A 24,973-nucleotide genomic window follows, 5' to 3' on the forward strand; every position below is an offset into this window, starting at 1 on the left:
CACCGTGTCTCAAACGAACACTGAAAGCCCCTACCGCAACGTCCTTGTTGTTGTGCTGCCCGAGCGCCACATGCTGCCGCCGGATGGGGACGAATTCAAAGGGGATGATAGCGCCATCCCGGGCGTCTACAGCGTAGACGGCATCCCGGCTCGTGTGACCGACGATGAGGCCGCATACTACGCGCTGGAGACGTTCCATGAGAGTCATGGGATCGCCTTCGTTGAAGACCTCGCGATCTTCGTGCTCGACACGAAGGCCGGTCGGCTGCTGAGCGAGGATGAAGAACCGACCGAGTGCGAGTCGATCGGCGGTGTGTCGTGCGAGAAAACCGGGACTGACCTTCCGCCGTGGCTCGTGACCCTCCTGCTCCGCGAACTGGACCCGCTGGGCTGAACGAACGCCAGCGGCCCCATCCCACACAGTCACCGCGCCCCGGGGTCGGGCGCGAGGAGCGTTCCTGTTGATGCCCGATACCTCTGAGCAGTCCAACCGATCACTCCTGATCCTGGCGACTGCGCACGGAGACATCACCGAACCGGACGACCGCTCAGTACCTGGCGCGTACCGGATCAGCGACATTCCCCGTGCGCTGCCCGACGAGGATGCGTACCTGTGGGCGCTGGAGGCCTTTCACCGCACCGTCGCGGTTGAACGACTGGAGGACTTTGATCTGAGTGTCGTGGACACCGGGACGGGGCGCATCCTGCCGGCAGGGGTTGGGGCGGCGCCCGGCGGGGACGCCACCTGTCGCAAGGTGGCACAGCAACCAGTTACCAGGATGTAGCACGCTTCGAGTTGGGGTGAGACACGGGGAATGCCCGTCAGAAACGGCGATCACACGCTCCAAAAAATCGACAAGACCACGCGATTCGCTACGCTGGAGCCTCATTCAACGGAACCGGCCCGAAGCCGGTAGGAGAATCCCCATGGAAACGATCAATGACATCAGCCCGGCCATCCTCATCGTCGGCAACCCTGTCGATGGTATGAGTCATATCGGCCCGTTCGCGGATGCCGAGGAGGCCAACGAATACGGCGACGGCCTGGATGAGGACTGGTGGGTGGTCACCCTGGCCGCACCCGAAATCGAGGATGCCGAGGAAACGGTCCTCACATTCCAGACGCGCCTCACCTCCGAGGATATCCCGGACGACTTCGAGGTGCGGCCGCTGCAACCGGGCGACGAGGCCCGCGACAAGGTGACCTGCCTGTCCTGCGGCCTGAGTTGGGACAATGCGGTAGCAACCGGAATCACGCCGACCCCGGCGGCGCGCTGCCCGTTCGAGCCGTTCCATCGGGGCGAATAACCCCCGAGTTCTCGAGAAACATCCGAGCGAGAGCCCACCGCAAGGCGGATCGACGGAGGGCGGGAGAAGAAATCGACAACCCGCCCTCCTCGGCTATTCTGGAACCATACCCATCACGGATACCGGCCCGAAGCCGGCAGGAGAATACCATGAGTCATTCAGTCGATAAGGACCGCATCTTCACCCTCGACTCGGGGGAGTTCGACGACTTTGGTGTGGACGTGTTCGCCCGCGCGCTGGAGGATTTGGACCTGTTCGCGCTGGGCGAGGCCTACGTGAACGCCGTGGCAGCCGGAGAAGCCCCGGCCCCTGGCATGACCCCGAATATCGGGTTCGCCGCGTGGCTGGAGGCGCAGGGCAAGATCGAGCGCCTGTCCGTCGATCGCCACCACACCGGTCGCACAGGGACGTTTATCCTGGCCCCGGGGCGCGATCTCGAGATGGCGACCCGCAAGGGGGAACGCGCCAAGGCGGACGCAGAGTATCCGTATGCCGAACACGAGGGTCTGCACAAGGATTGAGGTGATGCCGGAACGGCCAACAGCTAAGACCTTGGAACCCCATCGATCCACAGCGGAGATTCGACCATGAACAAGGAAGTGACCCGCAAGCAGGGGCCGCATGAAGTTCGACTGGAACGCACAGCGGCCGGGATCAACCTGCATCTCACCACCAATGGCGAGGACTGGTATTCCGCCCCGGTCGACCGTGACACGGTCGCTCTGCTGGAGGGCGCGTCCCGGACGTTCGTGCGAGCCCTGGACGAGAGCCCCGCGGTTCAGCGGGCCCGGGAGCTGGTCGCCAGTCTCGAAGAAATGGAGGCCGAGAACCCGGATCTGCTGGAATACGTGCGGCACACCAGTCCCGGGCAGCGCATCGTCGAGCGACTCGATGCCTCGGCGCGAATGAAATCATCCAGGGAGGGGTAAGTATTATGTCGGATTACATGACGGTTCACGCCAACGAGGGACGCACGACCAATCGGTTCACCGTCCATGAGCTGCCCGATGGCTGCATTGGTGTCGAAGGCCCCAACGGGGTATCGATGCGCCTGCTCAACGCCCTGATGCGCGGCCTGTCAGAGGAGGAAGAAAACCTCCATTTGAGTATGGACCTGGCCGCACGGACCGGGTGGACCTTCTTCATCGGCCCGCCGGATGCGCTGGCGGCCCGCACCCGGGCACTGGACGAGGACGCCAAGGCCAGCGCCCCGGGGCCGGATGCCCCGGTCATGGAGCGCCTGCGACACTGGGGCGCCCATGGCGAGCCCGGCCTGTCCGCCAACACGCTGGCGGGCGCACTGAAAGCCGATCTCAACGGGGCGGATCTGCCCGAGGCCATCCATTACCCGCACGACCCCTCGGATCTGCGCCGGTGCCGCCTGCTGATCGATCAGGTGCCGGAAGCGGCCCCCGAGAGCCTGCGTCTGCTGCGCGCCGCCAGCCCGCAATGGGACGCCCTGGCGCGCGGGTGGGGCGCCCTGTGCGCCCGGATGGATCACGAATGCCCACAGTGGCGTGCCCCGGAGGGTGAAACGTTCGCCCTTCGGACCTACCGGCACCTCCAAGCGGTGATCGAGGGCGCGGACTAGCCCCGTCGAACGAGAACACGATGCGAGACTTCACGACAACGCCCTCCCCGTGGGGGAACTACGGATTCATCGTTCGCCGAAGCGTTGATGGACGGATCTTCCACCGGTCATTCCCGGCGAAGGTGGGACGGGATACGCCCGCGGAAATCGAGAGGGCCCGAGCCGCAGCCGAGGCCTTTGATCAAGAGCTTCTGGATGGACAGCAGGCCGCGCGAGAACGCAAAAAACGAGAACGACCCAGCAAAGGGATGTCGCCGGTCGGCGGGATTCAGCCCTATCTAGTCGACTATGCCTGGGGGCGCGAGCACGAGTACCGCGCCTTCATGGTCCGTAAGATGGTCAACGGCGATTTTCACCAGAAGTGCTTCTGGATACAGGACCATGGTGAGCGCGGCGCCTGGATCGCGGCCTGCAAGCATCTGGCGGTCATCGAGGGCATCGACCCCGAGCCGTTGATCGACCGCTACCCGGGAGAGGCGATTTGGGAGAAAGCGCGGGCGCTGCGGCGACATAACCGCGGTGAGCGCGTGCCGAAGGACGGGCTGGAGGGAACACCGTACGAAGATTATTGCTGAGCGGGTCGAGGGCGCGCGTCAGCAGAAGCGACCACGCCGAACCCCTATGTTCAGCGCGAACCGGGCGCGGTGAGCCCCTGCCTCACCCGTGTGGCGTTCCGGAATGCGCCGGGGCGAATCCGAGAAGCCCTTCCGTTTCGCCGTGACAAGGGGATGGATTCGCGCGCCGCGCGAACACGAAGAGGCCATGGAAAATCGACAAAAGGAAGTTGGAGTTCAGGATGGCCCCAGGACGTAGAAAAACAATTCGTGTTCTATTCACTGAGGAAAACGGAATACAAAATGCCGTACGCCTTAATCATAATCATAGTCATAGGCACCACACTGGTTTTGGAGGTTGTCTTGGGATCTAGTGCGTTCAGCACACCTAGTGCGTTCAACCCAGACTTGGGGGGCGAAATCAGTACCGAGGAATACGAACGACTGGGGCAGATCGTCGAGGAGCGGCCGGATCTGCATGCGATCGTTTTGGAGAAGCTGGAGAGCGGCTGCAAATACGGCGGCAACGTAAAGCCGATGTGCATCCAGGAGGCGGAGCTTTCAAGCATTGAAGCGAGGTATGAGCGAACCGTCAATGCGCCACCCGTGGCGGATCTGCTTCAGTCGATCAGGATTGCACAAGAGAGGGCGAACCACAGACCTCCCGAGGAGACGATCCTGGATAAGTAAGGGAACGAGTGGGGCACAAGTGGGGCGCAGCCTGAAAATCGACAGATCTGAAGGACTCGTTACGATGAAGCCTCCATCAACGCAAGCGGCGCAGAGCCGCTAAGGAAATATCCAATGTCGAAGATCAACGAAGTCGTCACCCTCGCCTGCCACACGGCGTCTGGAGACCCGAGCGTCTACACCTACTCAACTGCGGTCGAGGCAGCCGAACGCGCAAAGGGGGTGCATATCGAACGGGCCCGCAATGCCGCCCTGAAGGCAGGCTATCAGGAGCCGATGGTGGCTTTTGACCGAGATCACCAATCGGAGCTGTCGAGCGGTGTCGAGGAAACCGGGCGCAAGGTTCAGCGCACCACCGATGCGACACGGTTCGCCCTGCTGGCGGTCACCGACTCCGTCCGGGACGAGGTGCAGTTCGAGGTATCCTGTATTCGCGGCGCAAAGGACATGCACACCGCGGCGGAGGTGGCGCTGGTGATGCGCAAACCGGATCAGATGATGGATGCGTTTGTCCGTGGGGGTCTGCGGGTCGACGTCGCGCCGCCGGAAATGCAGGCGCTTTTCGTGGCCGCCAGTCGCGTACAGGCCTGCGGTCATCTGGACGGGCTCGTCGCGCTGCAAGAGGCGGAGAAGCAACCCTCGCTCTCGGAGGCGTTCGAGGCGATCTGGGAACAGGGTGGCGTGCGCATGAGCGATGGATCGATTCACGGTGAGGTGGGTCACCTCGCCTACGTGGCGATTGACGAGGACGACGGCGGCGCGATCAGCGATGCGCCGCGATTCTGGCGTCGGGCCATCAAGCTGGCGTACGGCGTGATGATCGAGGAACGAGAGGAAGGTTTCGGGCGCCCGCGAGAGGAAGATCTGTTGGGGCCCGGCTACTTCAAGCCCCGCGGTCCGGAGGCGGTGGCCGCATAGCGACCCCGAGAAAGGAAAACGCCTCTTACCCGCGTCGCTTCGGCGGCCCGGGTTTTTCGTTTGGGGATGGCGGAAGAAATCGACAGGCCACGGCCGGGCGATAGCATGGAAGCGAACTAACAGATCAAGGAGCCCCGCATGGAACAGACGCCCTCGACCCCACGGCCAAAGGAATCAGGTGTGCGCCTGCACGAGATCCTGATTGAGCTGGCGGAGGTCCTCGGTGCGGAGGAAGACCCCGAGGCTTATATGTGGGACGTCAGCGACGTGCAGGACTGGTTGCATGAGGTGGCGGATCTGATGGCAGCCCTGCCCTCGGTGTCCGAAGTGGGTCACGAAGATGCGAATCAGGCGCAGGATGCGCGACGCGGTCGTTTCCTGGTGAAGCACGGCGCCTGGTTGCGTTTCGGCGTGGATCAGGAATCGGAGGAAGACCGGAGTGCGGCGCTGGCGGTCCGTGTCCCGTTCAAGACCGATCTCTCGACGGTCGCCACCCGTGAGGACGCGGTGGATGCCGCAATCGAGGCCGCCGAACAAGCGACGAGCGAGGCGCATGGCAATGGCTGAGACCGGCTACATCGTCCGCGCCTACCGATATCCGGTACTACCCGCGGCGTCCCCCGACTGGGAATCGACCCCTTATGCGCGGATCGAACCGATCAAGCGCTCGGCTCGGAGTCATTACCTCGCCCACAACGCGCGGTACCGCTACGAGATCCAGGCGGTTGAGGTGGGCAAGAAGGACGGAGCGGTTCAAGTCCTATCCCGGAAGACCCTGCTGGAAGCCACGCCCGAGCCGGGTACCGCCCGGATACGCTGGGTGTCCCGCGAGAACCGGGGCGAATAGTGTTCGCTGCGGCCGATGATTGGGGGGCATCGAGATGACGTCAAAACAGCTGGGAGCCCGCACCTTCACCGTCCGGGCAAAACCATCCGGGTGGTTTGTGGAGCGCGACGATGGGTTGGTTATAGGGATGGGTTTTTCCAGCGAGAAGGAAGCACAAGGCTGGCTCGACCGCGAGGTTGAACTGGCACGACAACAGCAAACGGAGCCTGGAAGGCCTGACCGAGAACATCACAACGGAGGTGAAAAGTGAGTACCGACGAACTAGACAACAACAACATCAACAAGATGACAGCCTGGGAGTGGGTTCGACTCTTCGCAATGGCCATCGGTTTGATAGTAGCGATTATCGTAATCATGACAACGGTGTATCCCAGTGAGATCAGCGACGAGCGATATGAAAAGGTCACCCAGATGGTCGAGGCTCACCCTGAGTTGCGCGGCACGGTCTCCCGTCTGATGGAAGAGGGTTGCGGGGTCGGCCGCCGCCATGCGCCATGCCTTACCGTTTCGAACTTCCGGGGAATCGAGCGCCGCTACGAGATCCTGACCGGCCAAACGCCCGGTGACCGTCTGGCGCGAGACCTGGATGTGGTTATCGAATAGTCAGGGGAACCGCCTACGGCGACATCATCGAGCCAGGCGACCGTTCAGGTCCCGGATCGTACCGGGTCCGCAACATTCTCGGTGCCCTGCCGGACGAGGATGCGTACCGGTGGGCACTGGAGGCGCTTCACCGCACCCGGCGGCGATGCCATCTGGTGCAAGGTGGCGCAGGCAACCGCCATCGGGATGCCGGGCCCTCCCAGTCGGAGTGCGACACGGGAAACACCCGTCAGAAACGGCGATCACACGGTGCGAAAAATCGACAAGACCACGCGATTCGCTACGCTGGAGCCTCAATCAACGGAACCGGCCCGAAGCCGGCCAGGAGAACGTTATGTGCGAGAAAGCCCAATCACACTATGAATCCACCCTTGCCGAGATGGAGGGCCTCATAGAACGCTTCCGCGGATTGGTCGCGCCAATGCCGCATCACGGAGACAAATGCGAAGACTCGCAGAAGCAGTGTCTCCTTCAGGCACTGTCGCAACTCGAGCAAACAGTCAACGGCCTCGAGCCGAAAGATTTCGCCAGCACAAGGAGCATACAGTGATGAAATGGAAGATTGGTGGACACGTTCTGCTGTTGGTCTCACTCGTGCTTCTGGTGGCGCTTCGGGGCTTTGAGATCCATCTTGGCGACGAGGACGTCTCAAGCGCCCTCAAGTCCTGGCTTGCGGTGGTGGCGGTCAACGGAACCGGCGGACTGATTTTCGCGGGGTATGGCTTGGCGGGCCTGACATGGAACAAGGCCCAGGGCAGCGCGCACGAGATGGCGGTAAAACTCCTCGACGGCTTGTTCCTGATCAATTTGTCGTTGATCGGCGCCGCTGGGGTGATGTGGATCCTCCACGATGCGCAACAATCGCATTTGCCCGATGTGCAGGCATCCATGATCGCCCCCTTGGTAGCGGTTGCGGCCACTCTGGTCGTCCTGTTGATTGCGACCGAAATCCGGAATCATCTCGCGAGCCGAGAGGGATCGGGAAACGCGGAGCCGTAAACTCGACAGATCCGGCCGGTTCGCTACGCTGAAGCCTCATTTAACGGAACCGGCCCGAAGCCGGCAGGAGAACCCATGACACCCCCGATTCGAGTACCTGACCTGCTGCGTGGACGATGACGCTGAAGCGATCGATGCGATGGTTAATGGGTCGACTGAGGTGTCCGCACGCACGTTCCGGCGCCGCTGTGACTGGACGCAGGCCAGCGAGATGCTCGGCTATGATCAGTGCCCGCCAGGATTGCGACTGGATACCGATTTCGCGGTCAGCTTCCACAAGAGTCACTTCAAGGGGCGGCCCTGCTATTACATCGTCCATAGCGCGATCGAGTACGTGTTTGTGAGCCCGGAGCACCGCGCAGAACGGATGGCGGAGGGCACCTGATGATCGACCTAAAACGACCCACATTCCCGGCCCTGATCTGGGAGCTTCGCAAACACTTTGAGCAGAGTGCCGCCACATGGGATGAAGACTGCCCCTGTGGGCGCGGACAGAAGACGCGCGGGCTGACCCCTTGCACCGACTGCATCATTGACGAGCTGGTTCGACGCGGGATCAGCCGCGATCTGGCCCTAGAGGCCCGCTGTGACCTGGCGGAAATCCGGGATCGGCAGCGACGCTTCAGCGAGAAGATCCAGACGATGCAGGAGACCGTTCAAGACAGCGTGCCAGCGCGAGGCAAGGACCGTGCGTGAACGCCTGGCCCTGTTCCTGATTCAACTGGGACGCCTGCTGCACCCGCAGGTGGTGCGGGTGGCGGTCTATATACCCCCACGCGAGATTTCGTTCGAGGACGCCGAAGCGGCGGAACAGGGCGCGGCGGCCGCCTTCGAGCGCGCCACCCGACACTGGCAAAACGAACGCCAGGCGGAGAAGATGCTGTGGGAACTCCGTCCCGAGTTGTGCGAAGACATGGAGCGTTAGAGGGGAGTCGATTGAGTTACTCGGACACCATTTCGATTGGGTCGATAGCACTGCTTATCGGCGGCGTCCTGGTGGTGGTCACGGTCCTTCTGTGGTGGCGCCGGGAGCTGGAGCGGGATCAGTGGAAGGCGCATTTCCTGCTACCGGCCCTGCTGCTGCTCGCGGGCACCTGGATTTTGCACGGGCATGAGACCTCCAGCGGTCAGACGGTGTACGACTGGCCGTTTCAGCGAAACGCCGTGGATCGCGAGTCCCTCGGCGATTTCGGGGTGCCCTCCGGCACTACACCTCAAGAGCGGATCGAACACTGACTCGTATGAACCGCGCTCTTGGGTGTGCTGCAAGAACGGCTGCACCCCAGTGGAGCAGAAAACGCCCCACTGGAATGGTCACTCACAGAAAGGCTGTTGTCACTCGAGATCTGACGTGGCCGGGTCCGCAGAAGCGGATAGACAGCATGCCACGCTTAATGCCTCGCGCCGTTATAGAACCGGGAACAGAAGAAACGGACGAGCTGAAAAACGACTTTGACCAAATGGCCCATGGTGTGCAGATTGGCGAGACAATCAATGGACAGAGGACGTCCGTATAAAACTCGATCACCAGGAAAGTCAGGCCCAAACGTTCCACTCCGCGCCGAAGCACCGCGTCATAACTAACCCGCTGGCGGTCACCGTCACCGCAGCGTTCCTTATGGTGGGTATAGGGAAGGTATCCGCTGGGGAATTCAGGATCGTGCTACCCGAAACCGCCGGCTACACCAGCGCAGGGTCGGGGGCGAATGGGGCTCCGGAAGCCGCCGCAGAGGATTGCTACGACCCCGACAATATCGGCCAGGTCGGGGAATGGTCGGGTTGTGAGGGCATGCTTATCGTGGATGACCACATGCTGCGCGAAGCCGCCAGTAACGCGATCGGGATCAGGGGAGACGACTCCTTCAATGTCGCCCCAGGCGATGCCTATGCGCCGGAGAACCTGACGGAGACCTTTACGTTCGAGCAGGACGGCCGGGATGTCTTCACCGGTCAGGTTGTCAATATGTCCAGTCTATTCCGTGATTCTGACATGGATCTGGATATTGGCTACTGGGACACCTCCCGCGTTGAGAGTATGAGCCACATGTTCCGGGGTACTACGATGTTCAATCAGGACATCGGGAGCTGGAACGTGACCAGTGTCATCACCATGGAACGGATGTTTGATAGCGCAGAAGCATTCAATCAGGATATTGGTGGCTGGGATATGTCCAATGTCCGGGTGCTGTCCTCGATGTTCCGTTACTCCGGTAGCGTGTTCAATCAGGACATCGGCGGATGGGACACTTCGAACGTCGAAGCCTTCAATCATATGTTCCAGCGCAACAACGCATTCAATCAAGATATTGGCGGGTGGGATGTCTCGAGCGCGCGCGATGATTCGGACTTCGCGCGCATGTTTGAGAATACCGACGCATTCGACCAGAATCTCTCGTGCTGGGATGTGGAGCACATCGAGGAGGTGCCAACGGTCTTTGGCGTCGGTGTGGACGACAGGCCTCGGTGGGGTGAGTCTCCGCCGTGCTGATAGATCGGACATGAGGCGCGACCGCAAGGTATCGCGCCCCACGCCCGGCCATGAACGAACAGAACACGATTCACAAGGATTGTGAAGATGACCACAGCGAACCAGGGACGGGTTCGAGTTGATCGGTCGGCCGTTCAGGTCGGCAAGCCCCTCCCCTTTTCCGTCTATGACCACCGCGGTCATCTGGTCATGCGAGCCGGGTACGTGCTGACGCGCGAAGCCCAGCTGGACCGGCTCCTGGAGCTCGGGATGTTTCAGGACCCCGATCCCGCACGGGAAGCCACGGCGAACCGGGATCGAAAGAATGTCCGTCAGGCGAGAGGACGGCCGATTGAGCGGCTGGAGGATCTCCAGTGGCAGGTGGGTCGCGTACTCGATCAGCTGGTCGCCGGCGACGGAAACCCCGAGACCATGACGCACCGGGTCGTGCCGGAACTGACGGATCTGAGCGCAGCGTGCCCCGATGCCTTGATCGGTTATATCCACCAGGAACGGGAAGCACCCTACGGGCACACCCATGCCTTGAATGTGGCGGGACTCGTGCTGCTGCTTGGGCGTTCTATGGGGTTCGAGCCGTCGACGCTGAAGGCCAGCGCGGCGGCCGCCCTTACCGGCAATATCGGCATGGCGGATCTGCAAAACGTCCTCCTGCTACAGTCCGATCCGGTCACCGCCGAGCAACGCCGCGAGATCCAGTCCCATCCCGAGACCTCGGCGCAGATGCTGGAAGATGCCGGCGTGGTAGATTCCGCCTGGCTTCGCGTCGTGCGAGAACATCACGAACGCTGCGATGGGAGCGGGTATCCACGCGGCATCGGAGAGACGGCCATCCATCCGGGCGCACGCCTGGTGGCGGTGGCGGATCGTTACAGCGCGAGCATTTCGCCTCGGCAGTACAGGCCGCAGATGAGTTCACAGGAAGCGCTGCGCGAGATGTTTGCGGACCACAACGAAACGGCGCAGTGCCCGTATGACCGTGAGGTCCTGGCTGCCCTGATCAAGCTGCTGGGGGTATATCCGCCCGGCACCCGGGTCCGGCTTGCCAGCGGCGAATATGCCATCGTGGTGAAACGGGGGGCATCGAAATCCACCGCACCACGGGTGGCGGCCTATGCCGACCGAAATGGGGCGCCCTATTCCGGTGGCCCCCTGGTGCGGGACACACGGGATCCGGACTACAACGTCCGCGGGATTGCGGAAACACCGCCGCCCCTGCCCTGCCCGCTCGCCGCGTTTTGGGTATAGATACAGGGCTTGGCTTGCTCAGGCCGGTAACGCGGCGCCCACTACATCCACGCAAAACGACCTTTGACAGGCGCGCTCGGGTGGCCGCGTAATACAGGAATCCGAGGAATACGAAGGACAAGGAGCGTCCGCATGCATCAGAAGGCCCAATCCCCCCAGCTGCTGAAAAAACCGCTCGCGTTGGCGATCGGCGTGGTGCTGGCGAGCGCCTACCTCACCTCTGTATCGGCCGGGGAATCCGGTATCCGGGTGGTGCTACCCGACACCAGCGACAAGGTGGATACCGCCGGAATGACCCCGACCCCGGGGGATCCGGAGGTCTGGAACTCCTACGCCCACTCCGAAGGCTTTTCGACGGTCGGCGACTACGCCACGGATGATGTGGCTTTCAATAGTGAATCGGCCACCTGCCTGCCGATGGGTCCGGGCTGCGAAGACTTCAATGACTACTTCCCCGAGCCGAACCCCGCGGGTGACCTGCGGTTCAACAGCAACGACCTGGTGAGTACGACCGGGCTGGAGACCATCGAGACGGTGGGGGGTGAACTGAACCTCAGTTTTAATGATCTGACCGACGTGGATGGGCTTTCGGGGCTGCGTGAAGTGGGCGGGACACTGAACCTGCGGGGCAACGACCTGACCGACCTGCGGGGACTGGGCAGCCTGCACACGGTGGGCGGTGCGGTCTTCCTGGACCGAAACGACCTCCAGACGCTGGACGGTCTGGAGAACCTGGAGGAGACGGGCAGCATTTACCTGTACGGGAACGACCTGACGGATATCTCGGCCCTGAGCGGGCTCCGTCGCGCGGGTGGCATCTTCCATCTGTACGACAACCCCCGCCTGGCTGACCTGTCGCCGCTGTCGAACATCGAAGACGATGTGGCCTTCCAGGGCTCATTCGGCGGTCAGGTCCGCATCGACGCCGGCATCCATGAGCGCGCGGGCTTCGTGCCGATCCAGGGCGGCGCCCTGTGCCAGGACCACAACGCCGATGCGTTCAACGATAGCTACGCCCAGCAGGCCGAGGTGTGCGCGGATGATACGATGGAGGCCTCGGCCACCTGGAACTCCTACGCCCACTCCGAAGGCTTTTCGACGGTCGGCGACTACGCCACGAATGATGTGGCTTTCAATAGTGAATCGGCCACCTGCCTGCCGATGGGTCCGGGCTGCGAAGACTTCAATGACCACTTCCCCGAGCCGAACCCCGCGGGTGACCTGCTGTTCAACAGCAACGACCTGGTGAGCACGGCCGGGTTGGAGACCATCGAGACGGTGGGGGGTGAACTGAACCTCAGTTTTAATGATCTGACCGACGTGGATGGGCTTTCGGGGCTGCGTGAAGTGGGCGGGACACTGAACCTGCGGGGCAACGACCTGACCGACCTGCGGGGACTGGGCAGCCTGCACACGGTGGGCGGTGCGGTCTTCCTGGACCGAAACGACCTCCAGACGCTGGACGGTCTGGAGAACCTGGAGGAGACGGGCAGCATTTACCTGTACGGGAACGACCTGACGGATATCTCGGCCCTGAGCGGGCTCCGTCGCGCGGGTGGCATCTTCCATCTGTACGACAACCCCCGCCTGGCTGACCTGTCGCCGCTGTCGAACATCGAAGACGATGTGGCCTTCCAGGGCTCATTCGGCGGTCAGGTCCGCATCGACGCCGGCATCCATGAGCGCGCGGGCTTCGTGCCGATCCAGGGCGGCGCCCTGTGCCAGGACCACAACGCCGATGCGTTCAACGATAGCTACGCCCAGCAGGCCGAGGTGTGCGCGGATGATACGATGGAGGCCTCGGCCACCTGGAACTCCTACGCCCACTCCGAAGGCTTTTCGACGGTCGGCGACTACGCCACGAATGATGTGGCTTTCAATAGTGAATCGGCCACCTGCCTGCCGATGGGTCCGGGCTGCGAAGACTTCAATGACCACTTCCCCGAGCCGAACCCCGCGGGTGACCTGCTGTTCAACAGCAACGACCTGGTGAGCACGGCCGGGTTGGAGACCATCGAGACGGTGGGGGGTGAACTGAACCTCAGTTTTAATGATCTGACCGACGTGGATGGGCTTTCGGGGCTGCGTGAAGTGGGCGGGACACTGAACCTGCGGGGCAACGACCTGACCGACCTGCGGGGACTGGGCAGCCTGCACACGGTGGGCGGTGCGGTCTTCCTGGACCGAAACGACCTCCAGACGCTGGACGGTCTGGAGAACCTGGAGGAGACGGGCAGCATTTACCTGTACGGGAACGACCTGACGGATATCTCGGCCCTGAGCGGGCTCCGTCGCGCGGGTGGCATCTTCCATCTGTACGACAACCCCCGCCTGGCTGACCTGTCGCCGCTGTCGAACATCGAAGACGATGTGGCCTTCCAGGGCTCATTCGGCGGTCAGGTCCGCATCGACGCCGGCATCCATGAGCGCGCGGGCTTCGTGCCGATCCAGGGCGGCGCCCTGTGCCAGGACCACAACGCCGATGCGTTCAACGATAGCTACGCCCAGCAGGCCGAGGTGTGCGCGGATGATACGATGGAGGCCTCGGCCACCTGGAACTCCTACGCCCACTCCGAAGGCTTTTCGACGGTCGGCGACTACGCCACGAATGATGTGGCTTTCAATAGTGAATCGGCCACCTGCCTGCCGATGGGTCCGGGCTGCGAAGACTTCAATGACCACTTCCCCGAGCCGAACCCCGCGGGTGACCTGCTGTTCAACAGCAACGACCTGGTGAGCACGGCCGGGTTGGAGACCATCGAGACGGTGGGGGGTGAACTGAACCTCAGTTTTAATGATCTGACCGACGTGGATGGGCTTTCGGGGCTGCGTGAAGTGGGCGGGACACTGAACCTGCGGGGCAACGACCTGACCGACCTGCGGGGACTGGGCAGCCTGCACACGGTGGGCGGTGCGGTCTTCCTGGACCGAAACGACCTCCAGACGCTGGACGGCCTGGAGAACCTGGAGGCGACGGGCAGAATTTACCTGTACGGGAACGACCTGACGGATATTTCGGCCCTGAGCGGGCTGCGTCGCACTGGCAACCGCTTCCATCTGTACGACAACCCCCGCCTGGCCGATCTGTCGCCGCTGTCGAACATCGAAGACGATGTGGTCTTCCAGAGCTCATTCGGCGGTCGGGTCCGCATCGACGCCGGAATCCATGAGCGCGCGGGCTTCGTGCCGATCCAGGGCGGCGCCCTGTGCCAGGACCACAACGCCGATGCGTTCAACGATAGCTACGCCCAGCAGGCCGAGGTGTGCGCGGATGATACGATGGAGGCCTCGGCCACCTGGAACTCCTACGCCCACTCCGAAGGCTTTTCGACGGTCGGCGACTACGCCACGAATGATGTGGCTTTCAATAGTGAATCGGCCACCTGCCTGCCGATGGGTCCGGGCTGCGAAGACTTCAATGACCACTTCCCCGAGCCGAACCCCGCGGGTGACCTGCTGTTCAACAGCAACGACCTGGTGAGCACGGCCGGGTTGGAGACCATCGAGACGGTGGGGGGTGAACTGAACCTCAGTTTTAATGATCTGACCGACGTGGATGGGCTTTCGGGGCTGCGTGAAGTGGGCGGGACACTGAACCTGCGGGGCAACGACCTGACCGACCTGCGGGGACTGGGCAGCCTGCACACGGTGGGCGGTGCGGTCTTCCTGGACCGAAACGACCTCCAGACGCTGGACGGCCTGGAGAACCTGGAGGCGACGGGCAGAATTTACCTGTACGGGAACGACCTGACGGATATTTCGGCCCTGAGCGGGCTGCGTCGCACTGGCAACCGCTTCCATCTGTACGACAACCCCCGCCTGGCCGATCTGTCGCCGCTGTCGAACATCGAAGACGATGTGGTCTTCCAGAGCTCATTCGGCGGTCGGGTCCGCATCGACGCCGGAATCCATGAGCGCGCGGGCTTCGTGCCGATCCAGGGCGGCGCCCTGTGCCAGGACCACAACGCCGATGCGTTCAACGATGACTACGCCCAGCAGGCCGAGGTATGCGAGAGCGTTGAGGGGTAGTAGCTGACCTGAAAAGAAAATCGACAAGAAGAACCGATTCGATACGATGACATCTCCTGACAACCTGGAGCCGGCCCAAAGCCGGACAGGAGGCTTCATGCAGACCCTCTGCTCGTTCACCCTCAACGAAAAGCGATTCGTTCAGGGGAAGAACGCCCTGAAGGATGTTCCGGAATCGTTCGGATTCTTCCGCAAGACGCGCGGCGGTCTGCTGCTGTTCCTGCGCAACGGTCGCCGTATTGGCGGGGTCCGCCGGGACGGGTTGATCTATCGATCCTCCAGGTTGGAGATCAACGGAAAACCCCGCTGGTGGCATCAGCCCGCGCCACCGGAGGAACTCGGCGGCCTCGAGTACATGAGTCTCGAGTCGCACGAGGAAGCCCGGAAAGCCCTGGAAATCGGGTTCGAGGCCCAACCCTCGTGAGAATCCCCTGCCCGGACTGTCAGGCGCACCCCGGGCAACTGCATCAGCCGGGGTGCAGCCTCGATCCGTGCCCGGCCTGCGGAAACGTATTCCGATCCTGCCAGTGCCTGGATGACGGAACCCCTCGGGTCCGATGGACGGGATACTGGCAAGGCACCCTGGAATGTCGCGCGTTCGGGTGGTACGTCCGGCCCATCGAGGGGCAAGGCGACGTGCGCTGTGGCCGCGACCATCCCGACGCCGTGGAAGACCTGAACCGGCTCGCACGCGATGCGATCTGGGATCCGGATCAGCTGCGGTACGAACGCGTCCAGTGAGGCACAGCGAGGCGTGAATATGGATCAAGACCAACTGGAGCGGATCACCAGCTTGCTCAAAGGTAGCTGGCCGATGGAAGAGGACGAGGCGCAGCACATCGCGACCAACTGCCTTGAGGTCCTGGAGCGTGACGCTGGGTATCGCGATCGGCTGACGCGCCTGATGCGGGTGCTGCCAAGCGAATGCGCGATGACCGCCGCCCTTGCCGCCAACCAGATGATCGGACTCCACAGTACCCGCAAAAGGGCTCATTAGGCCTTTTGCGCATCACCCCACGGAACCTGGCCCGTAGCCAAGGAGGAAAGCCCGCATGCAACCCGACATTCTAAAAAGAATACCCACCCTGCCTCAGCGCCAGGATTCCCGCTCCGAACAGTTGCGCGACCTGCTCGCTGTCGCGAATCGGCTGGGCATGTACGACGCCGCCGATGCCATCCGGTCGATGTTCGACGCGAACACGCTACCCGCTGCGCCACACGGATGCCACTGCGACCTCACCCCGGGGGAGCAGCCTGACGGCTGCGTCCTCGATGAGGGAAAGCCGGAGGACTGCGTGCATGCGCACCCGGGGATGCGCAAGGAGCAGTGCCACTATTGGCGCCTGGTGCAGGAACCCGGAGATGGGGTCTAACAAACGGAGTCACCGGCTACACCTGCTCAGACAGGCCCGAAAAATCGACAGATCCCGCCGCCCCGATAGACTGGCCCCCAACTCACGGATACCGGCCCGGAGCCGGCAGGAGCTCCACATGGATCAAGTATTCAGCCAGAACACCCTCCACGATCACATCGCCGCGCACGGAATGGGTGACCCAACCCCGGAGGGTTGCGCTCTGGGGCGCCGTCTTATCGAGACAGGCGATGATTATGCGACGGCCGCTCACGAAGTCGTGGCTCGGGGGCTGACGCATCCACCGGAGGAAGACGGTGATGACGATTGATCGTCTGAAAGGCACCCCCCGACTCTGCGTGGAGCCGCCTAAGCCCCACCCACGAAAAATCGACAGAAAGTGGGCGCGGCGGATACTGACCGCGAACCCATTAAAAAGGAACCGGGATGATTCCAGATAAACGCGTGAACTCCTTCCACGTCGGCCAGGTATGGGAAAGCCCTAAAGGGACCTTCTACCGTGTCATGGACCGCCAGCGCGGCGGCAAGGCCACCCTGCGCCTCGACGCAGACGGATCCGGCCGCAAGACGGTACGCGATTGGGATGCCGTGATCGGCTGGGTCTTGTACGGCGACCCCGAGCATGCGGACGAATACCCCACTGGACAGGAAACCCGGGCGTGAAGCGTTTCGCCCGCGAGTTCGAACTGGAGGAATGGGGTCAGGTGATCGCCATTCGCAACCAGACCGGGAAAGGTCAGCCCCGTGTGCTGATCTACGCCCAGCCACCGGGCTATGAGGTGGCCTCGGTCGGGGTGTTATTCGATCTCACACCCGAAGGCAACGACAAGGCCGATGCCTATTTCAAAGACCTCGATCTCGACCAGATCCGGGAGGCGTTGCAGGTACTGGTGGGTATGAACAAGAAAGCTGGAAGTTGCTAACCAAACGCATCGGGGCGCGTGCCCGCACCTGCTCCGTGGGGCGCGGTTTATCCGCAGGCGCGTTTGGCTTTGCGGGCCATCCCGCCAAGGATCCTGCGAACGAGCGGCCGCAGAAAAGGCGTGACATGCACGAGCGCCGCACCGAGCGGACTCAGGAGACGATAAAGCCCGACCAGAGGGGCACCATACCACTGGGCGCGCAAAGGCCCGTCCCGCCACGCACGAAGAGCCATGACGTCTGAGTGATTGAGGGTCTGGTAGACCGCCGTCGAAAACACCAAGAACGCGGGCATACGACGGGTGAACACCCGTAGAGAGCCTGACGGGAAGCTGAAGGTGTCGGAGGAGCCTCGTGCCGTTCGCTCCTGGATGTATGCCGCAATCGCGGCCCAGCGCTCTTCCACCCTCTCCTGCTCGGTCTGATGATCCTGACGCTCGATGTCCGCCAGCATGGCTCGGAGCACCCGGCCCTCCCGGCTCTTCAGCCAGTTCACGGTATGCGTCACATGCTCAGGCAGGTTCTGGACCGCAGACGCGTTGGCGATGCGGACGATGGCGGCATGCATCGGGCGACGCGCTGCCTCGGGGTTGTCGCGGTCGATCTCCACCGATTCACGCCGCTTCCCCGTATGGTATTCGCACAGCTCCAGGAGGAGTTCGAGCTGATCCACTTCGGGAAGTTGTCGGGGTACCAGGTTGAGAAAGCGCGTTGCCGTCTTCCCGGACATCTTCACTCGGCCGGAGCGCCAGCGGGGAAGCGTCTCGATGGCGTAGTCGTGCGCGCTCGATCCAAACGCGCGTCGATAATTGTCGAACAGCGCATCCAGCTGTTCCTCGGAGAGCCGGAACAGCGTATCCAGAACCTCGTCCACAAACGGCGGGCCGATACGCCGGCGCAGCCGCTTGAAGTCCTCGATATGTTCGAGGGCCCGGCGCTGTTCACTCGATAGAGCACGCCCGCCGTAGTGGTAAGCCATTCTGCTGTCCTTGCTCCAGGTCCGTAAAAGCCCAATCCGGGTGCCCGAGATCGCGCGTCAGAGGGTTTTGTTGGGGAAAGATCGCACGGGGGCCGCAATCTGTCGATTTAATCCGACCCACCCCCTCCCCATCGGGGGCGCAGTGGCGTTACAGTCGGGACAGAACCCGGTGATTGGGGCCGGGCCCCTCAAGCAAGGATGCGAAGGAGGTCAAGGATGGCCGTGTACGTCGATGACGCACAGATCCCATTCGGTCGGATGGTGGTTTGCCACATGCTGGCCGACACCGAGGAAGAGCTTCATGCGATGGCGGAGCGTATCGGGCTCCACCGACGCTGGCACCAATCCCCTGGCACCTGGCGAAGCCACTACGATGTCGCCCTCGCCCGTCGGGAACTGGCGGTGCTGCATGGCGCGATCGAGATTACCCGCCGCGAGGCTGTCCGTGTTCGACGCAGACATCGGGCTATGTGCGCATAAAGGAGCAGCGTTGGAGATCGTTGAAGACGAAGTCGCAGTGCTGAACCAGACCGACGATGAAGAACGCGATCCACCCTGCTTCGGTTATGCGCCGAGCCTGAACTTTACACCGATCTTTTGGGGCTGGATGGAAGGTGTCGGCGAACGCTGCATCTGTATTGGCGCCTACGTCGTGGATGCCTTCCAGAAGAAACGGCTACTGGCGCTCGCCTTGAATGACGGCGACTTGGATCGCATCTCCGGCGGCCGCGGTTCGCTCATCCGTAACGACCTGATGCGAGTGTTTCAGTGCCCTCACCCATTCCCGTTACCGCCTCATATCACCCTGGGGCCCTCATCGATAATCGACGGTGTGAGCCATGAGTATGCCGCAGAGATCGGGCTGCGCATCCGGGCCGCGCTGCTGCGCCCGGAAGGGCCCGAGGTGTACTGGATCCCATGAAGTCCCGGTGATCCAGGGTTCCGTTCATCGGGGGGTATAATGATGGCGGCCGAAATAGATCCATCTGAAAAGCCCTGGCCGCACGACAGTGTACATGCGGACAGGGGCGATAAAGACCGAAAACCCTTACCGGTCCGGGCTGAAGGCGCAGCGGATCCGATGCCGCTCACCCCAATCATTCGGAGGATCGATCCGGCTTTCCAGAACGCTCCCATCCTCCAGATCCAACGCGTATAGGGCGTCCTCACCATCGAATCGATGACCGCCCGGAACCTCTGTGGTGCTCCAGTAGTGAGAAACCGAAGAGGCACCAAAATCAACCGGAAGCTGGTCACGGTTTTCCCACAGAAGCTGAAGCTCGGGAAGGTTGGGGTGGTGCCACCCGCCGCCAAACTTAAGTCTGCATTCATTGCCCGTAATGTGAATGCCGGGTATAGCGCTTGTGTTTGACGTACTCGGGAAGCTCGCGCCACTCCTGCTAAGGTGGTAGTGGAGAACAGGACCACCCCGAGCCGCGTAGAAGATCCGGCGGCCATCGACTGATCCGGCGTACATCAGTTCTCGATATTTCTCGAGACCTCGGAAAACACCACGGTCTCCAACAGAGGCGTTTTCGGGGTCCAGTCGATCATCATGTGCCCCGTACGGCTCGGCGTGGCGCACACAGAAGGTCCGGGCATTAGAGCCTTTACGGTGTGAATCTACCTCGCCATTATTCGCGGTGCTCCAAATGCGGCCGTATGTCGTCTCCATTGGTTCGGAGATCCAGGCTCGCATGTGCGTAACAGTATCCATGAGCTCTCGGAATTCGGCGGCCGAAATTTCAAAGCTATCGATCTCCGAAGAGGAAGGTAGAAACCAGTCGGTATGCCCATGTTCGTCCATGTCTTCGCAGAAATGAACCGGCGTTTTTTGGGTGCGCCAGCTCATACCCATTATCTTGTGCCGAAGCTCGCCATCCCCGTTTGCCACTGAAGGAAGCCTCGGAAAGCTCGAGATTACGCCTTCCGTCCCCCATGCTCCGAAGGTCATGGTAGACGCGACATAGATCGCCCGCCCGTCCGAGTGCGTTCCTGCAAAGAAACTGCCGTCATCGCAGGTGTCCCCAGGTTCATCGCAACCAGAAGGAAGAGAGGGATTAGAGGACGAGGCCACCTGCTGTGAGGCGGCGGAAATCACAACGCGGTGGCCCGCGTTTTCAGCAGACAGGGAGTGCGAAGCCCCCATCAAGGCCACCAGGGAGAGCTGTAACGCAATGGCAGCTCGGTTTCGGTTGACCGAAGGTTTCGAGAAAGACCGAAGCCTTCCTCCGAAAAAGCGCGCCCGAGGGCGGTTCATGTCATTCATCCTTGAAGAGATCGATAAAACTGATAACGCGCATCGGAGACTACAGGGGGCTCCAAGGGTCGTTCAAACCACAAGCCCGATGATTCAGAAATCGACGGGTCACAGGGGTCTGGTAGCGTGGTACCTCGATCAATGGAAACGGCCCAGAGCCGAAACGGAGCCCCCACCCATGAGCGACCCGGCACCAACCCCCGGAACCATCGCGGCACTGGCCGATATGCAGTCCCGCCAGCACGGCGAAGACCTCCTCGATGACCTGGTGCATGACCTACAGGACCGCGCCGCAGTCCAGCATCTCAACGAGATGGACGAAGGGGACGACGCCGAAGGTGCCCTGGCGTCCTTCTCGCGCGAAGCAGCCGACATCAACAACCGCGGACCGTCCGGTCAGGTGCAGTGGCTCATCGAGCAGATGGGGGAACAGCGCGCCTATGCGGCGATTGAAGCCGCGGCCCGCCAGCGCGATCAAAACCTCAAGAAGAAGCTGATGTCGGCGGTGGCCCGCGAAGAGGCCCAGGCATGATCACGTTCGACTGCCAGCGATGCCGTCTGCACGAAACAGCCGAGCAGGTGGTGAATCCGGACGGGGCTCGGCACTCGATCCTCGCGGTCGGGGAAGGCCCCGGCGCCATCGAGGATGACTATGGTGTGGGTTTTGTCGGAACAGCCGGCCAAACCCTTGAGCGCGAGATCCGTGCGGTCGCAGGGCTCGGCCGCCAGCAGTGGGCGCGGGCGAACATCGTACGTTGCCGCCCACCGGATAACCGGAAACCCCGGACCGATGAAGTGAGCGCCTGCGCCGGCTGGCTGGACGCAGCGATTGATGGGATGGCGCCCCGCGTCATTCTGGCCGTCGGGGAGTCCGCCGGGCGGAAGCTCGCGAATGCAAGGATCCGGAAGGGCACCGCCTACCTTGGTCAGGTCCACCAACTGCTATCGGGGTTGAACCCGGACGCCGGCTTTATCCGTCATCTCCCGCACTATCGCCAGGTGCCTGTGGTCCCAATGCCGCATACGAGTGGCCTGGCATGGAATCGGCGCTACCGCCCCCCGGAGTCACCCGGGGACTCGCGCGCAATCGCCGAACTGGGCCGCGATGCGATTCTTGCGGCATACCACATCCTCCGGGGTCAGTAGGTTCGGCCCAACAAATCGACAGACATTCGGCAGTCGGCATACTGCAAGTCCACCCAACGTAACCCGTCCGCAGCGGGGCAGGAGAAACCGTGGAAAAGATCATCAACAACCCCGAGCACCCCGATCAGCCGCTGTACGCCGGTTATGTATTCTGGGACACCCGCGCCGACTTCTATGCAGCGGTGTACGCAGACACGGCGGAGGAAGCCAAGGAGAAGCTGATTGATCAAGAAGGCGAGCTGATGCTATTCGCCACCGTGGAGGATCAATGGTTCGGCGAAGGATACGTCGAGGAGGTCAAAGAGACGACGAAAGAGTATATGGATTCCCTGCCGGAACCGGACCCCCTCCGCCGCGCCCTGAAGATGATCAAGGCCCGTATCGAGGGGGCGTACGACGACGTCAACCTGATGGAATGGGGGCCGCTGGGAACCGATCCCTTGCGGGACATCGAGGACATGCTGAATAAGGCCCTGGCCGGAGCGCCGCTGGTGCGTACTTGATATCCACCGGACACCGAGCTGGTCATGGAGCTGTGCGATCCTGACACTCACACCCCAAGAACATGGAAAGGAGTCCGCATGGAGACCCGCTATGACGCGCATCCGACGATCACCTGGGACGACTGGCTGACGGCCGCTGCGCCGGCACAGGGACCAAACCAGGGCGTCGTGCATGTCGTGCAGGGGATGGCAATGTCCACGGACGGATTGACACTGCACATGGAGGCCACGACCGCCGCTTGCGGGTGGTACCGGGAGTCCACGCATACGCCGCTGGATCCAAGTAACGAGGAATGGAGCTTCGATAGGGCCATGATGTGGATCTTTGAGCGCCGGGACGCGCTGGAACGTACGCCCGCGCCCGATCGATTCTTTCGTGAACTCACGCCCTGGCCGGCCAATACCCGTGTCGCCATCGCCGCCGGCCGTTATGTGCGTGGGTGGGCATTGCCGCCCAGCGCACAGCCGCAGTGGGATGTCCGGCTCGCGGTGCCCGCTTCGCTGCTCCACCGTGCCCTCACTGGGCTGCTCGGCCCCGGCGAAACCATGAACGGGCTGCGCGCCGGGTTTCACGAATACCCGAGAGATCGCAGCGAGGTAACCGGAATCCGGATCGAGCATCCCGCCTCGGGGCGGGAGGTATTGATGCCCGTGTCACCGGTTGCGGACTAACACAACGCCATCAAGGAGGATGGCACCATGAAACATTCGCGCCTGTATTGGGTATCAGTCATAGCCGCCACGGTAATGATGCTCTTGCTGGCTTCGGGTCACGCCGTCGCCTCGGAGGAGTATCGAATCATCCTCAACACGAACGACGTCGTGGAAACCCGAGATACCTTCAAGTTGGGGGATCGCGGGGAGCGGACGAATGTCGAGTGCGAGGAGGCAGGCGGCGAGGTCTTTGAGAGCGATGACGGCCAGGTGATGTGCCGCTTCAACCGCGCCTCATGCCCGTCGGGATGGTCACTCAAGAACGGCTGGCGCTCGTACAGTGCGAATTACTGCGAAAGCTCGCCGACCTGCCAAAATCCGTGCTCAGCAAGCGGGACCCCCTTCTCCGAGAATGCCACCCAGCATTCCTGTGGTTACTCCACCGGTCCCGGGCCCTGTTACGCACGGACCTGCTACGCGACCCGGGAGGATGTGGGGTGTCATTGATTCACAGCGTCATGCTCACCCTGAAGCAGGCACTGGCGGCGATACTGGCATTAGCCGCCGCCGTGGGATTCGCTGCCGTGGCGCTTTGGGTGGGTGTTCAGATCATGGGATCTGTCGAAACCGCTGGCTGGATCGCCTTTTTCGCCACGGCCGGCGGGCTTTACACCACAATGCTTATCGCCCTTGTCGGCCTGGCGATGGTGGCGACAGCCGTGTCGCACTGGAACTGGGGTGACGACGGAGCGAGCCGATGATGCACCTTCTGCGACGCGGTGCCTTCGCGATCCTGCTGATAGTCCTACTTCCGTCCGCCGCGCTAGCAGACCTGCGCCTGGCAAGCTGGAACATCCAGCACCTCGGCTGGAACGTCGGGAAGGACTACCCGGCCGTCGCACGCATCGCGGCGCAGTTCGACTTTCTGGCGATCCAGGAGGTGATGAACGCCGAGGGGATTTACCGCCTGCGTGACACCCTGGAAGACGCGACCGGTGCCGAGTGGTCCGTGTTGTACTCCGACGCGCTGGGCCGCAACACCTATCGGGAAAAGTACGCGTTCCTGTGGCGGGAGGCCGCAGTGGAGTATGTCGGTGGAGCGCTCACCTACATCGACGAGGCCGACCGGTTTGCCCGTGAGCCGTTCTCCGCGGTGTTTCGGTCCCGGGGCACGGATCAGCATTTCCTTGCCGCCACGGTTCACATCACCTACGGCGACCGTGTGGCGGATCGTGTCGAGGAGATCGAGGCACTGCGGCGGTACTGGGACTGGCTGGCGGACGTGATGCCGGAGTACGCCGGCGAACGCATCCTGTTCGGCGACTTCAATCTGCCGCCGCACCACGACGGTTGGGCCTCGATGCGGGCGGTGGCCGAACCCCTGGTGACCGAGGGCGCCACCACCCTATCCACGCATGACCGTCGCTACGCGAATCTGTACGACAATCTCTGGGTGCCGAAGGATCACACGCTACCCCTGGGGGATGCCGGCATCCTGCCCTTCCCCGTCGTTCTGAGTGAGGTAACCGGGGTGTACTGGGATCACGAAAAGGCCCGCGACCGGGTCTCCGACCATGCCCCGGTGTATGTACTGTTCGAAGGAAACACGCTGCACGACGCGGTGGTCGCGGAGATCGCCGATCAAGAAGCGGGCTGCATCGATCTCAATCGCGCCTCGGTGAGCGAACTCACCGCCCTGCCCCATATTGGCGAGGCACGAGCGGAGGCGATCAAGGACGGGCGGCCGTGGAATGCCGTGCGAGACCTGAAAGAGATTCGCGGGATCGGGGCTGGGCGTCTGGAGGAGATAAAGGCGAGAGGGGAGGCCTGCATCGAGCCTTGAAGGGAGGTTCAGACCGCTGGTT

The 24,973-nt window shown here is 62.3% G+C and carries 38 protein-coding genes; 36 read left to right on the forward strand and 2 right to left on the reverse strand.

What is annotated here, in order from left to right:
- Positions 1–4 precede the first annotated feature (4 nt).
- The 27 genes from TK90_RS13225 (at position 5) to TK90_RS13355 (ending at position 17,568) form a co-directional block, all read left to right on the forward strand.
- A complete protein-coding gene (locus tag TK90_RS13225) occupies positions 5–394 on the forward strand; it encodes a hypothetical protein (protein WP_013006480.1) in 390 nt (129 codons plus the stop codon).
- A 70-nt stretch (positions 395–464) separates the two neighbouring features.
- Entirely contained in the window at positions 465–785 is a 321-nt protein-coding gene (locus tag TK90_RS13230; RefSeq protein WP_013006481.1) for a hypothetical protein, read from the forward strand.
- 142 nt (positions 786–927) lie between these two features.
- Positions 928–1,308 (forward strand): hypothetical protein, encoded by a 381-nt coding sequence (locus TK90_RS13235; protein WP_013006482.1) that lies wholly within the window; start codon positions 928–930, stop codon positions 1,306–1,308.
- A gap of 149 nt (positions 1,309–1,457) precedes the next feature.
- Positions 1,458–1,829, forward strand: a complete 372-nt coding sequence (locus TK90_RS13240; RefSeq protein WP_013006483.1) for a hypothetical protein — start codon at positions 1,458–1,460, stop codon at positions 1,827–1,829.
- A gap of 66 nt (positions 1,830–1,895) precedes the next feature.
- Complete coding sequence (locus TK90_RS13245) at positions 1,896–2,237, forward strand: hypothetical protein (RefSeq protein WP_013006484.1); 342 nt, start codon at positions 1,896–1,898, stop codon at positions 2,235–2,237.
- A 5-nt stretch (positions 2,238–2,242) separates the two neighbouring features.
- Positions 2,243–2,899: a hypothetical protein gene (locus TK90_RS13250; RefSeq protein ID WP_013006485.1), complete on the forward strand. Its 657-nt coding sequence runs from the start codon at positions 2,243–2,245 to the stop codon at positions 2,897–2,899.
- 20 nt (positions 2,900–2,919) lie between these two features.
- Positions 2,920–3,474, forward strand: a complete 555-nt coding sequence (locus TK90_RS15400; protein ID WP_026288350.1) for a hypothetical protein — start codon at positions 2,920–2,922, stop codon at positions 3,472–3,474.
- Between the two features lie 249 nt (positions 3,475–3,723).
- Positions 3,724–4,143 carry a hypothetical protein gene (locus TK90_RS13260; protein WP_244406400.1) on the forward strand — a complete coding sequence of 140 codons (420 nt, stop codon included), beginning with the start codon at positions 3,724–3,726 and terminating at the stop codon, positions 4,141–4,143.
- 114 nt (positions 4,144–4,257) lie between these two features.
- Positions 4,258–5,061 (forward strand): hypothetical protein, encoded by an 804-nt coding sequence (locus tag TK90_RS13265; protein WP_013006488.1) that lies wholly within the window; start codon positions 4,258–4,260, stop codon positions 5,059–5,061.
- A 138-nt stretch (positions 5,062–5,199) separates the two neighbouring features.
- Complete coding sequence (locus TK90_RS15185; RefSeq protein WP_013006489.1) at positions 5,200–5,628, forward strand: hypothetical protein; 429 nt, start codon at positions 5,200–5,202, stop codon at positions 5,626–5,628.
- Entirely contained in the window at positions 5,621–5,908 is a 288-nt protein-coding gene (locus TK90_RS13275) for a hypothetical protein (RefSeq protein ID WP_013006490.1), read from the forward strand. The genes TK90_RS15185 and TK90_RS13275 overlap by 8 nt, the downstream gene beginning before the upstream one ends.
- Before the next feature lie 34 nt (positions 5,909–5,942).
- Complete coding sequence (locus TK90_RS14920; RefSeq protein WP_083767915.1) at positions 5,943–6,158, forward strand: hypothetical protein; 216 nt, start codon at positions 5,943–5,945, stop codon at positions 6,156–6,158.
- The gene (locus tag TK90_RS13280; RefSeq protein ID WP_013006491.1) at positions 6,155–6,511 is read left to right on the forward strand and encodes a hypothetical protein; all 357 of its coding nucleotides are present in this window, start codon (positions 6,155–6,157) and stop codon (positions 6,509–6,511) included. The genes TK90_RS14920 and TK90_RS13280 overlap by 4 nt, the downstream gene beginning before the upstream one ends.
- 549 nt (positions 6,512–7,060) lie before the next feature.
- Complete coding sequence (locus TK90_RS13290) at positions 7,061–7,510, forward strand: hypothetical protein (RefSeq protein WP_013006493.1); 450 nt, start codon at positions 7,061–7,063, stop codon at positions 7,508–7,510.
- A gap of 160 nt (positions 7,511–7,670) precedes the next feature.
- Positions 7,671–7,895 (forward strand): hypothetical protein, encoded by a 225-nt coding sequence (locus TK90_RS13295; RefSeq protein WP_244406401.1) that lies wholly within the window; start codon positions 7,671–7,673, stop codon positions 7,893–7,895.
- Positions 7,895–8,206, forward strand: coding sequence for a hypothetical protein (locus tag TK90_RS13300; protein ID WP_013006495.1), 312 nt, complete (start codon positions 7,895–7,897; stop codon positions 8,204–8,206). The genes TK90_RS13295 and TK90_RS13300 overlap by 1 nt, the downstream gene beginning before the upstream one ends.
- Positions 8,199–8,435: a hypothetical protein gene (locus tag TK90_RS13305; RefSeq protein ID WP_013006496.1), complete on the forward strand. Its 237-nt coding sequence runs from the start codon at positions 8,199–8,201 to the stop codon at positions 8,433–8,435. The genes TK90_RS13300 and TK90_RS13305 overlap by 8 nt, the downstream gene beginning before the upstream one ends.
- A gap of 11 nt (positions 8,436–8,446) precedes the next feature.
- Entirely contained in the window at positions 8,447–8,746 is a 300-nt protein-coding gene (locus TK90_RS13310; protein ID WP_013006497.1) for a hypothetical protein, read from the forward strand.
- 424 nt (positions 8,747–9,170) lie between these two features.
- On the forward strand, positions 9,171–9,998 hold the full coding sequence (locus TK90_RS13315) for a BspA family leucine-rich repeat surface protein (RefSeq protein ID WP_013006498.1): 828 nt from the start codon (positions 9,171–9,173) through the stop codon (positions 9,996–9,998).
- 87 nt (positions 9,999–10,085) lie between these two features.
- The gene (locus tag TK90_RS13320; RefSeq protein ID WP_013006499.1) at positions 10,086–11,243 is read left to right on the forward strand and encodes an HD-GYP domain-containing protein; all 1,158 of its coding nucleotides are present in this window, start codon (positions 10,086–10,088) and stop codon (positions 11,241–11,243) included.
- Between the two features lie 132 nt (positions 11,244–11,375).
- Positions 11,376–15,272: a hypothetical protein gene (locus TK90_RS13325; RefSeq protein ID WP_013006500.1), complete on the forward strand. Its 3,897-nt coding sequence runs from the start codon at positions 11,376–11,378 to the stop codon at positions 15,270–15,272.
- Between the two features lie 97 nt (positions 15,273–15,369).
- Positions 15,370–15,696 (forward strand): hypothetical protein, encoded by a 327-nt coding sequence (locus tag TK90_RS13330; RefSeq protein WP_013006501.1) that lies wholly within the window; start codon positions 15,370–15,372, stop codon positions 15,694–15,696.
- A gap of 336 nt (positions 15,697–16,032) precedes the next feature.
- On the forward strand, positions 16,033–16,269 hold the full coding sequence (locus TK90_RS13335; protein ID WP_013006502.1) for a hypothetical protein: 237 nt from the start codon (positions 16,033–16,035) through the stop codon (positions 16,267–16,269).
- Between the two features lie 55 nt (positions 16,270–16,324).
- A complete protein-coding gene (locus tag TK90_RS13340; protein ID WP_013006503.1) occupies positions 16,325–16,645 on the forward strand; it encodes a hypothetical protein in 321 nt (106 codons plus the stop codon).
- Between the two features lie 118 nt (positions 16,646–16,763).
- Positions 16,764–16,955, forward strand: coding sequence for a hypothetical protein (locus TK90_RS13345; protein WP_013006504.1), 192 nt, complete (start codon positions 16,764–16,766; stop codon positions 16,953–16,955).
- A 116-nt stretch (positions 16,956–17,071) separates the two neighbouring features.
- A complete protein-coding gene (locus tag TK90_RS13350; RefSeq protein WP_013006505.1) occupies positions 17,072–17,308 on the forward strand; it encodes a hypothetical protein in 237 nt (78 codons plus the stop codon).
- Positions 17,305–17,568 carry a hypothetical protein gene (locus tag TK90_RS13355; RefSeq protein ID WP_013006506.1) on the forward strand — a complete coding sequence of 88 codons (264 nt, stop codon included), beginning with the start codon at positions 17,305–17,307 and terminating at the stop codon, positions 17,566–17,568. Before TK90_RS13350 ends, TK90_RS13355 begins: the two co-directional genes overlap by 4 nt.
- A gap of 47 nt (positions 17,569–17,615) precedes the next feature.
- Here TK90_RS13355 and TK90_RS13360 read toward each other — a convergent pair whose 3' ends face one another.
- Positions 17,616–18,545 carry a hypothetical protein gene (locus tag TK90_RS13360; protein ID WP_013006507.1) on the reverse strand — a complete coding sequence of 310 codons (930 nt, stop codon included), beginning with the start codon at positions 18,543–18,545 and terminating at the stop codon, positions 17,616–17,618.
- 273 nt (positions 18,546–18,818) lie between these two features.
- Here TK90_RS13360 and TK90_RS13365 point away from each other — a divergent pair, with 273 nt between their 5' ends.
- Together TK90_RS13365 and TK90_RS13370 are read left to right on the forward strand one after the other, a co-directional pair.
- Positions 18,819–19,025, forward strand: coding sequence for a DUF4031 domain-containing protein (locus TK90_RS13365; protein WP_371190827.1), 207 nt, complete (start codon positions 18,819–18,821; stop codon positions 19,023–19,025).
- 10 nt (positions 19,026–19,035) lie between these two features.
- Positions 19,036–19,467: a hypothetical protein gene (locus TK90_RS13370; RefSeq protein ID WP_013006509.1), complete on the forward strand. Its 432-nt coding sequence runs from the start codon at positions 19,036–19,038 to the stop codon at positions 19,465–19,467.
- A 126-nt stretch (positions 19,468–19,593) separates the two neighbouring features.
- On the opposite strand, the gene TK90_RS14925 is transcribed toward TK90_RS13370, so the two are convergent.
- The gene (locus tag TK90_RS14925; RefSeq protein ID WP_148216266.1) at positions 19,594–20,814 is read right to left on the reverse strand and encodes a hypothetical protein; all 1,221 of its coding nucleotides are present in this window, start codon (positions 20,812–20,814) and stop codon (positions 19,594–19,596) included.
- A gap of 169 nt (positions 20,815–20,983) precedes the next feature.
- On the opposite strand from TK90_RS14925, the gene TK90_RS13375 reads away from it, so the two are divergent.
- The 7 genes from TK90_RS13375 (at position 20,984) to TK90_RS13405 (ending at position 24,951) form a co-directional block, all read left to right on the forward strand.
- Positions 20,984–21,337 carry a hypothetical protein gene (locus TK90_RS13375; protein WP_013006511.1) on the forward strand — a complete coding sequence of 118 codons (354 nt, stop codon included), beginning with the start codon at positions 20,984–20,986 and terminating at the stop codon, positions 21,335–21,337.
- Positions 21,334–21,951, forward strand: coding sequence for a uracil-DNA glycosylase (locus TK90_RS13380; protein WP_013006512.1), 618 nt, complete (start codon positions 21,334–21,336; stop codon positions 21,949–21,951). The genes TK90_RS13375 and TK90_RS13380 overlap by 4 nt, the downstream gene beginning before the upstream one ends.
- 89 nt (positions 21,952–22,040) lie before the next feature.
- A complete protein-coding gene (locus tag TK90_RS13385) occupies positions 22,041–22,454 on the forward strand; it encodes a hypothetical protein (protein WP_013006513.1) in 414 nt (137 codons plus the stop codon).
- A 78-nt stretch (positions 22,455–22,532) separates the two neighbouring features.
- Positions 22,533–23,126 (forward strand): hypothetical protein, encoded by a 594-nt coding sequence (locus TK90_RS13390; protein WP_013006514.1) that lies wholly within the window; start codon positions 22,533–22,535, stop codon positions 23,124–23,126.
- A 27-nt stretch (positions 23,127–23,153) separates the two neighbouring features.
- Complete coding sequence (locus TK90_RS13395) at positions 23,154–23,615, forward strand: hypothetical protein (protein ID WP_013006515.1); 462 nt, start codon at positions 23,154–23,156, stop codon at positions 23,613–23,615.
- A gap of 11 nt (positions 23,616–23,626) precedes the next feature.
- The gene (locus TK90_RS13400; protein WP_018940630.1) at positions 23,627–23,869 is read left to right on the forward strand and encodes a hypothetical protein; all 243 of its coding nucleotides are present in this window, start codon (positions 23,627–23,629) and stop codon (positions 23,867–23,869) included.
- The gene (locus TK90_RS13405; protein ID WP_013006517.1) at positions 23,866–24,951 is read left to right on the forward strand and encodes a deoxyribonuclease; all 1,086 of its coding nucleotides are present in this window, start codon (positions 23,866–23,868) and stop codon (positions 24,949–24,951) included. The genes TK90_RS13400 and TK90_RS13405 overlap by 4 nt, the downstream gene beginning before the upstream one ends.
- The last annotated feature ends 22 nt before the right edge of the window (positions 24,952–24,973 follow it).

It is taken from the genome of Thioalkalivibrio sp. K90mix (assembly GCF_000025545.1).
In the GTDB taxonomy this organism is placed as follows: Bacteria; Pseudomonadota; Gammaproteobacteria; order Ectothiorhodospirales; family Ectothiorhodospiraceae; genus Thioalkalivibrio.

Coding starts and splice junctions, on each gene's coding strand:
- TK90_RS13230 (WP_013006481.1), top strand. CDS start 465: ATGCCCGATACCTCTGAGCAGTCCAACCGATCACTCCTGATCCTGGCG.
- TK90_RS13235 (WP_013006482.1), top strand. CDS start 928: ATGGAAACGATCAATGACATCAGCCCGGCCATCCTCATCGTCGGCAAC.
- TK90_RS13240 (WP_013006483.1), top strand. CDS start 1,458: ATGAGTCATTCAGTCGATAAGGACCGCATCTTCACCCTCGACTCGGGG.
- TK90_RS13245 (WP_013006484.1), top strand. CDS start 1,896: ATGAACAAGGAAGTGACCCGCAAGCAGGGGCCGCATGAAGTTCGACTG.
- TK90_RS13250 (WP_013006485.1), top strand. CDS start 2,243: ATGTCGGATTACATGACGGTTCACGCCAACGAGGGACGCACGACCAAT.
- TK90_RS15400 (WP_026288350.1), top strand. CDS start 2,920: ATGCGAGACTTCACGACAACGCCCTCCCCGTGGGGGAACTACGGATTC.
- TK90_RS13265 (WP_013006488.1), top strand. CDS start 4,258: ATGTCGAAGATCAACGAAGTCGTCACCCTCGCCTGCCACACGGCGTCT.
- TK90_RS15185 (WP_013006489.1), top strand. CDS start 5,200: ATGGAACAGACGCCCTCGACCCCACGGCCAAAGGAATCAGGTGTGCGC.
- TK90_RS13275 (WP_013006490.1), top strand. CDS start 5,621: ATGGCTGAGACCGGCTACATCGTCCGCGCCTACCGATATCCGGTACTA.
- TK90_RS14920 (WP_083767915.1), top strand. CDS start 5,943: ATGACGTCAAAACAGCTGGGAGCCCGCACCTTCACCGTCCGGGCAAAA.
- TK90_RS13290 (WP_013006493.1), top strand. CDS start 7,061: ATGAAATGGAAGATTGGTGGACACGTTCTGCTGTTGGTCTCACTCGTG.
- TK90_RS13300 (WP_013006495.1), top strand. CDS start 7,895: ATGATCGACCTAAAACGACCCACATTCCCGGCCCTGATCTGGGAGCTT.
- TK90_RS13320 (WP_013006499.1), top strand. CDS start 10,086: ATGACCACAGCGAACCAGGGACGGGTTCGAGTTGATCGGTCGGCCGTT.
- TK90_RS13325 (WP_013006500.1), top strand. CDS start 11,376: ATGCATCAGAAGGCCCAATCCCCCCAGCTGCTGAAAAAACCGCTCGCG.
- TK90_RS13330 (WP_013006501.1), top strand. CDS start 15,370: ATGCAGACCCTCTGCTCGTTCACCCTCAACGAAAAGCGATTCGTTCAG.
- TK90_RS13335 (WP_013006502.1), top strand. CDS start 16,033: ATGGATCAAGACCAACTGGAGCGGATCACCAGCTTGCTCAAAGGTAGC.
- TK90_RS13340 (WP_013006503.1), top strand. CDS start 16,325: ATGCAACCCGACATTCTAAAAAGAATACCCACCCTGCCTCAGCGCCAG.
- TK90_RS13345 (WP_013006504.1), top strand. CDS start 16,764: ATGGATCAAGTATTCAGCCAGAACACCCTCCACGATCACATCGCCGCG.
- TK90_RS13350 (WP_013006505.1), top strand. CDS start 17,072: ATGATTCCAGATAAACGCGTGAACTCCTTCCACGTCGGCCAGGTATGG.
- TK90_RS13360 (WP_013006507.1), bottom strand. CDS start 18,545: ATGGCTTACCACTACGGCGGGCGTGCTCTATCGAGTGAACAGCGCCGG.
- TK90_RS13365 (WP_371190827.1), top strand. CDS start 18,819: ATGCTGGCCGACACCGAGGAAGAGCTTCATGCGATGGCGGAGCGTATC.
- TK90_RS14925 (WP_148216266.1), bottom strand. CDS start 20,814: ATGAATGACATGAACCGCCCTCGGGCGCGCTTTTTCGGAGGAAGGCTT.
- TK90_RS13375 (WP_013006511.1), top strand. CDS start 20,984: ATGAGCGACCCGGCACCAACCCCCGGAACCATCGCGGCACTGGCCGAT.
- TK90_RS13380 (WP_013006512.1), top strand. CDS start 21,334: ATGATCACGTTCGACTGCCAGCGATGCCGTCTGCACGAAACAGCCGAG.
- TK90_RS13390 (WP_013006514.1), top strand. CDS start 22,533: ATGGAGACCCGCTATGACGCGCATCCGACGATCACCTGGGACGACTGG.
- TK90_RS13395 (WP_013006515.1), top strand. CDS start 23,154: ATGAAACATTCGCGCCTGTATTGGGTATCAGTCATAGCCGCCACGGTA.
- TK90_RS13400 (WP_018940630.1), top strand. CDS start 23,627: ATGCTCACCCTGAAGCAGGCACTGGCGGCGATACTGGCATTAGCCGCC.
- TK90_RS13405 (WP_013006517.1), top strand. CDS start 23,866: ATGATGCACCTTCTGCGACGCGGTGCCTTCGCGATCCTGCTGATAGTC.